Annotated in this window: 12 protein-coding genes; 5 read left to right on the top strand and 7 right to left on the bottom strand. The window is 50.7% G+C overall.

From position 1 onward, the window contains the following. Positions 1-20 precede the first annotated feature (20 nt). From SBI19_RS10835 to SBI19_RS10825, 3 genes are read right to left on the bottom strand one after another with little or no spacing between them, the layout of a single operon-like run. The gene (locus SBI19_RS10835; protein ID WP_317967896.1) at positions 21-1,028 is read right to left on the bottom strand and encodes a mannonate dehydratase; all 1,008 of its coding nucleotides are present in this window, start codon (positions 1,026-1,028) and stop codon (positions 21-23) included. A 56-nt stretch (positions 1,029-1,084) separates the two neighbouring features. Continuing rightward, entirely contained in the window at positions 1,085-2,233 is a 1,149-nt protein-coding gene (locus SBI19_RS10830; RefSeq protein WP_317967894.1) for a helix-turn-helix domain-containing protein, read from the bottom strand. A 52-nt stretch (positions 2,234-2,285) separates the two neighbouring features. After that, positions 2,286-2,939, bottom strand: a complete 654-nt coding sequence (locus tag SBI19_RS10825) for a GntR family transcriptional regulator (RefSeq protein WP_317967892.1) — start codon at positions 2,937-2,939, stop codon at positions 2,286-2,288. A 251-nt stretch (positions 2,940-3,190) separates the two neighbouring features. On the opposite strand from SBI19_RS10825, the gene SBI19_RS10820 reads away from it, so the two are divergent. The 5 genes from SBI19_RS10820 to SBI19_RS10800 all read left to right on the top strand — a co-directional run bounded on the left by SBI19_RS10820 (position 3,191) and on the right by SBI19_RS10800 (position 8,145). Next, positions 3,191-3,988, top strand: a complete 798-nt coding sequence (locus tag SBI19_RS10820; RefSeq protein WP_317967890.1) for an SDR family NAD(P)-dependent oxidoreductase — start codon at positions 3,191-3,193, stop codon at positions 3,986-3,988. Next, positions 3,985-4,728 carry an SDR family NAD(P)-dependent oxidoreductase gene (locus SBI19_RS10815; protein ID WP_317967888.1) on the top strand — a complete coding sequence of 248 codons (744 nt, stop codon included), beginning with the start codon at positions 3,985-3,987 and terminating at the stop codon, positions 4,726-4,728. Before SBI19_RS10820 ends, SBI19_RS10815 begins: the two co-directional genes overlap by 4 nt. 43 nt (positions 4,729-4,771) lie before the next feature. Continuing rightward, positions 4,772-6,157, top strand: a complete 1,386-nt coding sequence (locus SBI19_RS10810; RefSeq protein WP_317967886.1) for a mandelate racemase/muconate lactonizing enzyme family protein — start codon at positions 4,772-4,774, stop codon at positions 6,155-6,157. A 51-nt stretch (positions 6,158-6,208) separates the two neighbouring features. Continuing rightward, positions 6,209-7,114 (top strand): RraA family protein, encoded by a 906-nt coding sequence (locus tag SBI19_RS10805; protein WP_317967884.1) that lies wholly within the window; start codon positions 6,209-6,211, stop codon positions 7,112-7,114. Positions 7,115-7,236: 122 nt separating this feature from the next. Further along, positions 7,237-8,145 carry an aldo/keto reductase gene (locus SBI19_RS10800; protein WP_317967882.1) on the top strand — a complete coding sequence of 303 codons (909 nt, stop codon included), beginning with the start codon at positions 7,237-7,239 and terminating at the stop codon, positions 8,143-8,145. A gap of 85 nt (positions 8,146-8,230) precedes the next feature. Here SBI19_RS10800 and SBI19_RS10795 read toward each other — a convergent pair whose 3' ends face one another. The 4 genes from SBI19_RS10795 to SBI19_RS10780 form a co-directional block, all read right to left on the bottom strand. Next, positions 8,231-8,767 (bottom strand): flavodoxin family protein, encoded by a 537-nt coding sequence (locus SBI19_RS10795; RefSeq protein ID WP_317967880.1) that lies wholly within the window; start codon positions 8,765-8,767, stop codon positions 8,231-8,233. A gap of 113 nt (positions 8,768-8,880) precedes the next feature. After that, positions 8,881-9,450, bottom strand: a complete 570-nt coding sequence (locus SBI19_RS10790; RefSeq protein ID WP_317967878.1) for an SF0329 family protein — start codon at positions 9,448-9,450, stop codon at positions 8,881-8,883. 572 nt (positions 9,451-10,022) lie between these two features. Further along, entirely contained in the window at positions 10,023-11,318 is a 1,296-nt protein-coding gene (locus tag SBI19_RS10785; protein WP_317967876.1) for an aspartate aminotransferase type Ic, read from the bottom strand. A gap of 201 nt (positions 11,319-11,519) precedes the next feature. Continuing rightward, complete coding sequence (locus tag SBI19_RS10780) at positions 11,520-13,295, bottom strand: family 43 glycosylhydrolase (protein WP_317967874.1); 1,776 nt, start codon at positions 13,293-13,295, stop codon at positions 11,520-11,522. Positions 13,296-13,322 lie beyond the last annotated feature (27 nt).

Here is a 13,322-nt window from a genome sequence, read left to right as displayed (position 1 = left end):
GCATAGCTTCTTCATCTATTCTATTGGACGGCTATTCCGTCTTGGATCCCGGCCGAAGACTTCCTCCGTTCCGCAGCGGCAGCCTCCATCAAGCCTTTAATATAACCGACGCCATAAAGCCGTCCAAGCGTTTCATACCCGGGGTTCGTATTGTCTTCCCCTTCCATTGTCGGTACATGATCGGGCCTCGCCGGACCGTCGAATCCGACCTCATAATACACCTTCATCGCCTCGTACATATCGGTCTGGCCGTCATCATGGAACGTCTCGTGGAACTTGTCCGGCGTTCCGACAACATCGCGGAAATGGACGAAGAACAGCTTGTCCTGCTTCGCAAAATGGCGAATGACATCCGGAATATGCTCGCCTGCAGTCGCAAGCGTGCCTTGGCATAACGTAATGCCGCTGTATTCGCTCGGCACGAGATCGATCGCGCGCTGCAGCGCCTCTGCATTACGCAGAATGCGCGATACGCCGCGAATCGGACTTATCGGTGGATCGTCCGGATGCAGCGCCAGCTTCACCTTCGCTTTCTCGGCAATCGGAACAATTCTCTCCAAGTAATATTGCAGATTGTCCCATAACTGATCTTCGGTCACGATGCCCGCTTCCGTAAGCGGCGCGTTCTGCATCAAGGAATGGTCGTAGCTGGACACCAGGGCTCCGCCGCGGGTACGCGTCGTCGTTGATGTACGGAACCAATTGAATTGCGCCATGAAGTTGTAACATAAGACGGGAATGCCGAGCGCGCCCATATTCGTTATGAGCTGCCCCATCCATTCGATTTCTTCATCGCGGCCCGGCAGTCCGAGCTTTATCTTATTCGTCGGCGGCGCCGATTCGATGACAAGCAGCTCGATGCCATGATTCTCGAAGCGCTGCTTCATGTGGAGCAGGTTCATATAATCCCAAGGACGCAGGCCGTTCTCTTCCCTCGCCAGCGGACCTACGGCGTAATCGACGCCCATCTGCTTGGCGAGATGCCACAATTGGTTCGGATGAGACGTGAAGAATTCGGCTAGTTTCATGACTAGACACACTCCTTTATATTCGTAAATAACCCCCATTGCGATCGTGTTGATCGTTAGTTCGCGTCACGGAATCCGCTTGGCGATAAACCTACCATCTTCTTGAATATTTGACTGAAGTAGCGAGAGTCATTATAACCGACGCGTTCGGCGACTTCATAGTTCTTCAGATGCGTTTGCTTGAGCAGTTTCTTGGCGTTGGAAATTCGGATGCGGGTCAGATGCTCGATAAACGTGATGCCCATCTTCGATTTGAATAAGGTGCTTAAGTAGGCGGGTGTAATAAAGACTTTATCGGCCACGTAATGCAGCGAAGCCCGATCGAACTCTTCTTCCATTAATGTAATGGCTTTCTTAATCAATTTGTGATCGAGGCAGTCCGAGGAGTAAGTTGTGCCCCCCATTCCCTTCAGCGCCTGACTCACCGCCTCTTGCAGTTCTTCCAGCGTGTACAGCTGCATAAGCGCCGTAATATCGGGCGTACTGCATAGATGCGGCTGACCATGTGCGGATTTGATTCGGAGCTGCAGGCTGACCAGAAGCTGAAGCGTCACGTCAACGACTTTATTGACCGGCAGCGGACCATTCCGAGTTAATGACGCATAGAAGCGTTCCACCGCTTTACGGATTGTTCCGTATTCGGTAATCGAGTCGCTGGTCAAGAGATGCAGGAGTTCATCTTCCATAACCGATGGATATTCGGCGTCGCTTGCGTACTCCGTCATGCTGCTGAAATAGATGGGCTGTGAGTCGTTCTGATAGAATCGGTGTTTCACTGCGAGGACGGCTTGCTCGTAACCGTGATGCAGATCGGATAGATGCGGATAGGGATTGCTAATGCCTACCGAGATCAATGGAGGGTTGGCGCTATGTTCTTGGCTGATGATGCTGCTGTGCAAAGCTGTTATGGAATCACGATCGTCCCATGAGAAAATGATTCCGACATGACCCTTGTCATCCGGAAGGATGGCGGTATTCCGTGGCTTATAACGGTTGATAACGGCATACAGCTCGTCGACTGCATGTCTTCGGGACCATAAGTCCCCCTCTGCGGTATGCACGCTGAACAGAGCCAGAGTCGGGTAAACATAACAAGAATGAAGCCCGTTCTCTTCTAAGCTCAACTTCATATCTCTGGCGGCAAAGCTTCTGCCGGGGAGCAGATCGTTCAGCGACCGGGCACGACTCATTACCCCTTGCATCATAATCGGCACTCCTCTCTTGTGAAAGGATGAATAACGAATGACGGCTCCCGTGCTATTCTCCGGTGTAATTTTTATAGAAATCCAATCCCCTGATCAGATTCTCTTCCGTACGATCGACGTCGCCTGATTTGATGAGATCCAGTATTACGGAGTGGGAGTCAGGAATCGAGTAGCCTTGGTGATCCTGGTTCGTTACCGAAATGAAACGCATAATTTTTGTTTTGATCCGATTCCAAATGTCATAGAGCAGCGCATTCCCACTACGCAGATAGAAGTAGCCGTGAAAGAGCATATCCAATTCGACCAATCGGTACGGATCCTCTTGATCAATCGCTTCCCGCATGCCGGCAATGACACTCTCTAGATAAGCAATATCCTTATCCTCCAGCACCTTCATCGTTGCGCGGAGCGCGCTTCCCTCGACCAATTGCCTCAGCTCGTAGATATCTCGTATCTCCTGAGCGGTTATCTCGGAAACAGCCGATCCTTTATTCATCTTGCCGACTATGAGCCCTTCCTGCTTCAACCTCTCGAGCGCTTCTCTGACGGGAGCCTGGCTGACACTGAATTGTTTGGCGATATCAAGCACGATCATGCGGTGTCCGGGCAGCAGTTCGCCCTTCATAATCTGCCTCTTTAAGGTGATATAGACATGCTCGCTAAGAGAGATTGGAGTATGAGCTGAACTTGCTGTTTCGATGGACACAAGCTCTCACCACCTTGTGAATTGGAATTTATATGGATTATCGATAATCGATAATTCGATGCTAGTCGCTCCGAAAGGGAAAGTCAAGATGAAAATTAATCGCTTTCATTTCATCCCATCGATCGTTAAAAAACAAACAAAATCATAATTTTACGGCATCGCTTTTCGCTTCAGTCGCTCGGTAAGATGGTCATGTAACGTGAATCGCATACCGAATGGAATCGATGATTCATGAGGGAGGTGTACACGGTTTGCCCAGGAAAGTAGTCTTCATCGCAGATGCCGATAGTTGGTCCGGAGAGAGCCTTGTCACACGTTTCAGCCAGGGTGACTGGGATCTCATTCTGAATAGCGCGCAAGACGAGCAAGAGTGGCAAGACGTCATTCAGTTCTGCAGAGCCGCAGGCGCTAAGGTTCTCATTACCCATGTCGATCTATGCAGCAGCCGCGACTTAACGACTATGCTGGATCAAGCCGAGCAGCTGCTTGGACCAATCGACGTCGTCATTCATAATTCCAGTTTGATTAAGCCCACTCGCGTCGAAAGCTGCATGGAATCGGAATTTGTCGAGATTATGCAGCGAAATACCAAATCCGCCTTCCTGTGCACCCAGACATTCGGCAGGAAGATGTCAGCTAGAAGAAGCGGCAGCTTCATCTTCGTCAGCTCTATTCATAACGAGAAGCCGACGGGATCGTCCTTCGCTTATAGCGCCTCGCAAGGTGCATTGAAGATGCTCGCTCATGAGGCAGCTTTGTTTCTCGGCCGATCGGGCGTCCGCGTCAATGTGATCGAGATGGGTCCTGTCGAAGGTTCGGACACTTCTTTTCCAAGTGATATCTCGGGACTTTATAACGATTATCGGTACAAGATTCCCGGCACGAGGCTCGGAACGGCTAACGATCTAGGCGATCTTGCCTTCTTCCTGGCCGGGGAAGAATCGGGCTATCTCAACGGAGCAGACATTCGACTGGATGGCGGCTTCATCTTGCATTATATGGATCATCGCATGAACAAGCCCGTCGAGGGGGAGACGCGATCGCAATGAGTCACAGCCTGATAGGTAAATCAGCACTGGTCACCGGCGCGGGAACAGGTATCGGCAAAGGCATAGCCATCGAGCTTGCAGGACGCGGCGCGAAGGTTGCCGTTCACTATAATTCCAGCGATGAAGGAGCTCGTGACACGCAGCAGCGCATTGAAGAGTTCGGCGGCCAGTGCATGATCGTACAAGCCGACGTTGCCGATCGAGAGCAAATCATCCGCATGGTTGATGCGACTGTTGCTCAACTTGGCGGCATCGACATCCTGGTCAACAATGCAGCGCTGCAGCTCAACATCCAGTGGTTCGAATATACCGAAGAACAATACGACCGCGTCATGAACATCAACCTGAAGGGATACTGGCAATGCATGCAGGCGGTCATCCCTTATATGAAAGAACGGAATTCCGGCCGGATCATTAACATCTCCTCCGTCCATGGCAAACGGCCTACCGATTTCGACGTGGTCTACTGCATGTCGAAGGGCGGCATCAAAATGCTCGGCAGAGAAAGCGCCATCGAGCTCGCGCGATATGGCATCACGGTCAATACGATCGCGCCCGGCGCAGTCGATGTCGGCAAGTTCAAGACTTCTCATCGTGAGCCCAATCGTCTCAAATTCCCGCTTGGACGGGTCGGACTGCCTTCGGACGTCGCGTCTCTGGCCTGCTACATCGCCTCGGATGAAACCTCGTTCATGACAGGCTCCACCATCCGTCTGGACGGTGCGGGCATGTTGATATAACCCCTTTTGATTAATACCAATATCCCGTAGAGGAGCTATGCCCGTGACTCAAGTCGAAAACTATGAAAGCACGCTAGCCTACGTCAACACGAACTCCAAACCATCGGACCTTCGCATTACCGACATTCGTTTCGCCGATATTGCAGGCGCTCCCATGCACTGCAGCTTGATCAAAGTGTACACGAATCAAGGCATCGTCGGTTTCGGCGAGGTGCGCGATGGCGCCGACAAACAGTTTGCCCTCCAACTCAAAAGCAGGCTGCTCGGCGAAAATCCGTGCAATATCGACAAGCTGTTCCGCAGAATCAAGCAATTCGGCGGACATTCCCGGCAAGGCGGCGGCGTGAGCGGCATTGAGATCGCCCTATGGGATATTGCCGGCAAAGCCTATGGCATGCCGATCTATCAAATGCTCGGCGGCAAATTTCGCGATCGGATCCGTATGTATTGCGACACTGACGTCGATGGCAAAGATACGGGGACTGCGATGGGCGTTGCTTTGCAGAAAAGGATGGAGAAAGGCTTCACCTTCCTCAAAATGGATCTGGGCATCAATCAAATTATTCATGAGCCTGGAACGTTAAGTGCTCCCCTTGGCTTCCTGGAAGAAATGAAAGCGTTGTCCAAGGCTTGGCATTCCCGCAAGCATTCGAATCTATCGGAGCAAGAGCTGCGGGAGATTCGCAACCGCCATTACGATATCTATAACATCGCCCATCCGTTCACGGGCATTCATGTGACGGAGAAAGGTCTCGACATGCTGGAGCAATATGTCGCGGACGTTCGCGCGGTCATTGGCTATGAGGTCCCTCTCGCGGTCGACCATTTTGGACATATCGGCTTGCAGGATTGCATCAAGCTGGGCCGCCGCATCGACAAATACAATCTGGCATGGATGGAAGACATGATTCCGTGGCAGTACACGAAGCAATACGCCCAGCTCGCAAGCAGCGTAACGACGCCAATCTGTACGGGTGAGGATATCTATCTCAAGGAGAACTTCAAGCCGCTCTTGGAATCCGGCGGCGTATCCGTCATCCATCCCGATGTACTGACGACCGGCGGCATTCTGGAGACGAAGAAAATCGGCGATATGGCTCAGGAATACGGCGTCGCGATGGCCATTCATATGGCGGAAAGCCCGATCGCCTGTCTGGCAGCGGTACATGCAGCAGCCGCTACGGAGAACTTCTTGGCGCTCGAATACCATTCCGTCGATGTCGAGTGGTGGGACGATCTGATCGTCAGCAAGCTGCCGAAGCCGCTTGTTCAGAACGGATTCATTCACGTGCCTGATGCGCCAGGCCTTGGCATTGAAGAGCTTAACGACGAAGTGATCGCGCAGCATCTGCACCCGCAAATCCCGGGGGTGTGGCTCCCTACTGACGAGCATAACGACTATTGGTCCAATGACCGGCTGTGGAGTTAAGAGCGGCAGAGGCAAGCAAGATTACTACTACTATAAAGCGAGGTGTCCATTATGAAGTTTAATAATGCGGAAGATACGGTCCAGCTGTCACCACTATGGCAAGGCGAGCGTTTCCCGGACGGCCGTCCCAAGGTGCCATCCAGCGTACTCGCACGCTTAGGCAGAATCACGCTGGAGGAAGCATGGGGACCGCTCTGGTCCAGAGGCTATCACTATCAATTCGAGGGCGATTTCAAGATCATTCATCCGAACAAAGTGATGGTCGGCCGCGCGGTTACGGCTGTCATGGTGCCGAAGCGCCCGGATCTGCATGAAACGCTGCTCGATTACGGTCATGAGCAAGAGGGTCGCAGAGGCTTCTTCAACCAATGGGTGATCGATTCGCTGGAGGAAGAGGACGTCGTCGTCATCGATATGTTCGATAAAATCTATCAAGGCACCTACGTTGGCGGCAACCTGTCCACTGCAATATCGACCCGTACGAAGACTGGCGGAGCCGTTATCTGGGGCGGCATTCGGGATAATCAGCAAATTGCGCAAATTGAAAATATTAACGTGTACTATCGCGGCAGCGACCCGACGGCGATCGGCGACGTTACGATGGTCGGCATGAACGTGCCCGCCCGCATCGGCCGAGCCATCTGCCTCCCAGGCGATGTCGTGCTTGGCACGCCGGCAGGCGTTATCTTCATCCCCGCCCACTTGGCGGAACTGACGGCGACCCATGCCGAGAAATCGCAGGTTCGCGACGTATTCGGTTTCGCCCGCTTGAACAGCCAGACATATACGACGGCGCAGATTGATGCGTCATGGACGACAGCCATGTGGCAGGACTTCATGCAATGGTTCGATGCCGACAACGCTGCCGCTCCTTACCGGCATCTGACTTGGGAGCATGAGCTGGAAGAAGCGCGCCGCAACGAAAGCAACGGTCCATCCAGCGATGTAAGATTGTGAGAATGGAAGAAAACCTTTATCGATTCCTGTACAGGAAAATATCGGAAGCTGTGGTTGCCAGCCTATCATTCAGATGATATAAAAGATTTGAATGCTATAAAGTGGTAAAAGGAGCTGCAACGATGGACAAAGCGACATTAGGCCGTACAGGATTACAAGTCACTAAACTGAGTTACGGCGCCATGGAAATTCGCGGCCCGCGCGTATGGAGCGGAAGACCGCTCGAAGATGCCGACGCGGATCGCATCTTGAATGCCGTGCTCGACTCAGGCATCAACCTGATCGACACCTCTTACGATTACGGCCGAAGCGAGGAATTGATTGGCCGCTTCATCAGCCACCGTCGGGACGAATTCATTCTGGCGACGAAGTGCGGATGCTGCGTCACCGACCGCGGCAATCATGACGAGACGTCACATATTTGGACACGCGATAACTTGCTTCATAATATCGACACGAGCTTGCAGCGTCTGAAGACTGACTACATCGACGTCTGGCAGCTGCATGGACCTACACCGCAGCAAGCCGAAGAAGGCGCGCTGGTCGACGTGCTGAAGGAAGTCCAAGCAACCGGCAAAGTGCGATACATCGGCGTATCCTCGTACCTTCCGAACCTTCCACCGTTCGTGGACTGGGGAACGTTCGATACGTTCCAGCTCCCCTACTCCGCTATCGAGCGCGAGCATGAGGATTGGATAACGAAGGCGGCAGGCACCGGAGCCGGTATCATCGTTCGCGGCGGCGTTGGACAAGGCGAGCCGGGCATCGGCCGCGGCTCGGAGGATCGTTGGAGCGCATGGGAGCTAGCGAAGCTGGACGATCTGCTAGAGCATGGCGAGCAGCGCACCGGATTCCTGCTGCGCTTCACCTTGTCCCACCCATCCATGACGACGACGATCGTCGGCACGAAGAATCCCGTCCACTTGGCGGAGAATCTCCGTTATGCGGAGCTGGGCCCGCTTCCGAATGATGTGTATGAGGAAGCGAAGAAGCGTCTGGATGCGATTGGGCGGACGCCGGTCGGGATTTAGAGTCCACTCAAAGCTTGAAACTGCTCTTACTAGAGCTAGTTTCAAGCTTCTTTTTTCGAAAGAGCATAGAAGCTTATCTTCGCAATCAACTACGCCATTGCTGCCGCACAGCCTCTACTGCAGCCAAAGCAACAGTATCCTGCAAAATATCGCCGGGCTTATTCCCCTTGCCAATTATGTACCCCGCATAGGCCGTTCCGGTGTACTCGAATATATACTGGAACTGCTGGATTAGCGGTATTCCTTTAAGATGAGGTTCATCGTCGCCGACAGCCAGCACCCAAGCGGACTTTGCAGCCAAGGCAGCAAGAAATGGCTCCTTATTCTCACGCAGCGACTGCGACCACCGATCGATGAACGTCTTCATCAGACCTGAAGGCCCATACCAATAGATCGGCGACGTGAATACGAGCACGTCTTGAGCCAATACCCGCTCCAGAACGGTACGGTAGTCATCGTCCGGATACGGCCTCTTCTCGGAATGACGATAGTCGACAATCGGCTCGATCCTATAGTCTGCCAAATAAATATGATCCGACTCGAACCCCTCTACAAGCAAACGGGCCAATTGATCCGTGTTACCGCTCTTGCGGGAGCTTCCGTGTATAACTGCAATCCCCATTTTATCGCCACCTTCAGATTAAATAAAAAAGAGACATCCAATCTGTCGAAAGATTAGAAGTCTCCGGTGTTCCGGTCAACTTGCGAAGCCAAGATCGCTCACATATGATAGTATCACAATTTACCAAGCCGCAGCTCGTAGAAATACTGCACACTTGGGTGCTTCATCTTGATCTTCTCGCTCATGTTCTGGATCCGCTTTTTGCCGACTCGTCTGTCCACCAAGGCTAAGATGTTCAATATGATGTCATTGCTCTCTAAGCTTTCTTCTATTGAAGTGGATAGAAACTTAGTCGCTGCAGCTGTGAAGTTTGATTTGCTCAATGACGTCTGAGCTGACAGAAGCTCTTTGGCGAGTTCAGACATCTTCCTGCCTCGTGCAATAACGACGAGACGATCCTCTGGCACCAACCCCTTGGTGTCATTTCTGATCGCTTCGATCTCATCATTGCTAACAGCAATTTGAATAGTTGGATCATTCTTTATTTCCAAGTCGGACTGATACCATCTGATTGATGTCGTTGCGTCATTCATATTGAGTACGTTCTTCTTGTCGACTGCAATATAACACTGACCTGGTTTATCGGGCGCATAACGATAGCTCGTTGCGCGATATTCGAACCTCCCGATTAACGCAGGAGCAAGAAAACTCTCCAGTTGCTGCTTCAATTTACTCCAAGACAAAATGTAATCCTCCGGTGTGTTCTGTATTGTTCATTAACTATCATACAACAACCGACACACCGATCAAACTAAAGCGGCAGTAATCTTGCGGTGGATCACGATTTGAACTGGAACATTATGGCGTATGGGTTCGTTTAATTAGTGGTGGTGAGTATATATGAAAAAGTGTTTCGTACTGCTTACAATTTTACTGCTAGTAGTTGGATGTTCGAATACATCCATTCCTCTTCCTCCCGGAACAAGTCAATCCAAATCCTCTTGTCCTGAAGAAATCCTTCATTTGGGCGGAACGTGCTACTCCGTTCCACATTCACACAACGAAACAATAACTTGGTACGAGGACAAATCAATCGAAGAAGGCTGGACTTTCAATAGCACGACAGATGATGAACCTTACTCGTACGTATTTATAACGAAAGACAAGAAAGCAATCATTACATTCTATAGGCAGTCGGAGGACGAACACACCGGCTTACTGATGAAGATGGACTAATAGCAAAGGAAGCCACCTTTAAGGTGGCTTCCCATTTTTTTAAAATTACCTTAGACCATCTATCTATCTATCTATCTATCTATCTCTCCGCTAATAGCTTCTCGATACTCGCCAGTTGGATACAAATGCTTAGTACCTCGATCGATTTCTCGAGTTCTTCCACAGATGGGAAGGATGGCGCTATTCTGATATTACGGTCACGCGGGTCTCTGCCGTAAGGGAAAGTCGCGCCTGCCGCAGTCAATGTAACACCGGCGTCGGCTGCCAACTTCACCGCGATCGTGGCACAGCCGTCCAGTGTATTCAGACTAACGAAATAGCCGCCGTTAGGTTTGTTCCAGGATGCGATACCCCTCTCTCCTAACTCTGATTCCAGTTTACTTAATACCCTATCAAATTTGGGTTTCAGAATAGCCGCGTGTTGTGCCATGTGATCACTTAAATGATCCAAATCCTTCAGAAAACGGATATGCCTCAACTGGTTGATCTTATCGGGACCAATCGTCTGGACGGCAATCTGTTTCCTCGTATAATTGATGTTCGCAACACTTCCGGCCATAGCAGCTACACCGGCTCCAGGGAATGTAATCTTGGAAGTAGAGCAGAACATGAATACACGGTCCGGATTTCCAGCCTCTTTGCACGCACTTAAGATATTGCTCAGATGATCGGGTTCGTCGGTCAAATGATGTACCGTATAAGCGTCATCCCAGAAAATTCTAAAATCATTTGCCTTCGCAGTCATCTCAGCAAGTCGTTCAACAACCTGATCCGAATAGGTAATCCCATCGGGGTTGCTGTATTTGGGAACACACCATATCCCCTTAATCGAATCGTCCTCACTAACAAGCGCTTCAACCGCATCCATATCCGGTCCATCATGAAGCATATCGACAACGATCATCTCAATATTGAACAGCTCGCATATCGCAAAATGTCTGTCGTAACCCGGACTCGGGCATATGAATTTCACAGTTGGAAGCTTACCCCACGGCTGCTGGCTGCCATAGACGCCGTGAAGCATCGCTCGGCTTATCGTATCGTGCATCATCGTAAGACTGGAGCTTCCGCCGATCATAACCTCACTTGAACTTACCCCAAGTATTTGCGCAAAAAGATCCTTCGCCTCGGGTATCCCATCAACTCCGCCGTAGTTGAGACAATCCGAACCGTCCAACGCTCTTAAACTGTCACTGGATGCGACGAGGTCCAGCATGGCTTTGGATAATTCAAGCTGCTCCGGACACGGTTTGCCTCTGGACATATCCAACTTCATGTTCTGATTCTGAAACTCGGCATACCTTTCTTTAAGAGACGCATAAAGCTCATTCAATTGTTCTGTATTCATGTTCAGCAGGTCTGTGGTATTCCCCATATCCCATCTCTCCCGTCAACCTTGATGGCATTAATCAACTCGTTGGCGCTTAGCTAAGGTTAATTATATCCAGCGCTTTGATATAGATGAAATTAATATTCGTGATAGCAGCTATTAATCTAAATAATCTCTAACCTTGGATGAATGCCCGAAATACAAAAAGCCGAATCCTTAATCGGATTCGACTTTAACTCATATCGATTACACAACCGCTTTACACACTTCGCCCTCCGATATTCCTACTTCATTGAATGAATCCACCCGAACATACACCGATTGACCTTTAATCAACGCTTTAATCGTCAATTGGCTGCTCCCGAATACCATATGACTGTGATACAGCTTATCCGGCGCATGCCCCCAAAGCACATTGTATCCGACAACATCATCTTGAGGACTCCACTCTACCGCAAGATCAAGATCGCTCAAGTAGGTCAATTGAATGGCGTCTATCGGCTTCGGCTGATCCCCTTGTCCGAATCCGAACACCCTAAGGCCAGAGATGCAAGGACGTTGATCATAAGGAAGCTCCTTGACCGTACATCTAATATATCTGGCTCGGAATCCGACTTCCTTGACGATCAGATCATGCGACAAGTCGGTTTCAACTTCTGACTTATCTTCAATTACAAAGTAGGTGCTACCATCTAACGAGCCTTCAAGAATCCATCTCGTATAGTGCTGCCGCTCATCGATGTATCTTCCTTCCCGATAAGCCTCTCCTTCCGGGAGCGGAACATGCAGCTGATCGTCTGCGAAATTCACTTGAATGGCATATACATCGCACTCATGTTCCAAGTCAACCTCAAGCCATTCTCCGGTGACACTAGAAGCTGCTTTCCACCAAGTTTGAACGTTCTCTTCCGTCGCCTTTGCCGCATCTTTTCCCTCTTCGTAGGAAGAGGCCTTTGCCGGCTTGCCGGAAGAAAGCAGCATCCACTCCGGTTTCTCCCACGGGTTTATGACGGCCTGTTCGATCCGCAACGGCCAGTCGCCGTATCGTTGATTGCAGAATAATTCTCCGTCTTCATCGAATCCGGCAGGCCATAACCCTATTCGTCTCTCGAAAATATGATTGACGCTTACTCTCATCGTGGAAGCGTGCCATGTGTTTCCGTATTTATCCTCTAACGTCGACCCATGCCCGGCGCCTGGAATAAAGCCTCCGGGCTTATACGAATATGGGTTATTCGCTGCTAGCTTGAACGGTCCTAGCGGATGATCCGCTATATACACGCCATCTGAATAGATGTTATTCTCCGTCGCAGGAGCAGCATACTGGAGGTAGTATTTCCCGTTTCGTTTGTCCATCCACGCCCCCTCGATGTACGGATCATCCCCGAGCGCTTTTCTAATCGTATTCAAGCTTTCTTCCGAAGCGCTAGGATTCATGCTCGCGTACCCTTGAACGATCTTCTCAATCTCCTCCGATGATTTGGGTATATGATTTTCGCCTTTTCTTTCATAACCGATTACAACAGGATTGCCATACACGAGTGCGACAGGTTCTCCGATAGGCTTCATCGTGTCCGGTTGAAGCTCTACGCCATAGACCGGCGTCTCGCTGGAACAACCCCAATAGAAGTAAACCCTTCCGTCCTCGTCCTCGAACAGGTTAGGATCCCAGAACGGAAAGCCACCTCCAATCTCCTCGAAGTCACCGGCAATCGGATCCTTCGTTCTGTAGAACGAGCAGTTCTTGGAATTGCTAGATGCCGAGAAATAAAGATATTCCCCGATGACCCGAACATCCGGCGCGTAATCGTAAATCGGCACATCCTTCAGCGAATGGAACGTCCAATTATTCAAATCGTCGCTGACAAGAAACCCTGCCGTCATCGAGGGAAAGAGATAGTATAGGCCTTGGAATACGACCAATGAGGGATCTGCAGCCTCCCGGTAAGTGACTTTAAGTCCTCTCGAATCGGTTAACTGATACTTGTAAGCCATATTGATCGGATTGCACATGTATGCCATTCTATCCATGCTCCTTAATGCGTTCCC

The organism is Paenibacillus sp. CCS19, from assembly GCF_033239625.1.
In the GTDB taxonomy this organism is placed as follows: Bacteria; Bacillota; Bacilli; order Paenibacillales; family Paenibacillaceae; genus Paenibacillus_T.
This window is presented reverse-complemented; position numbering and strand designations above follow the sequence as displayed.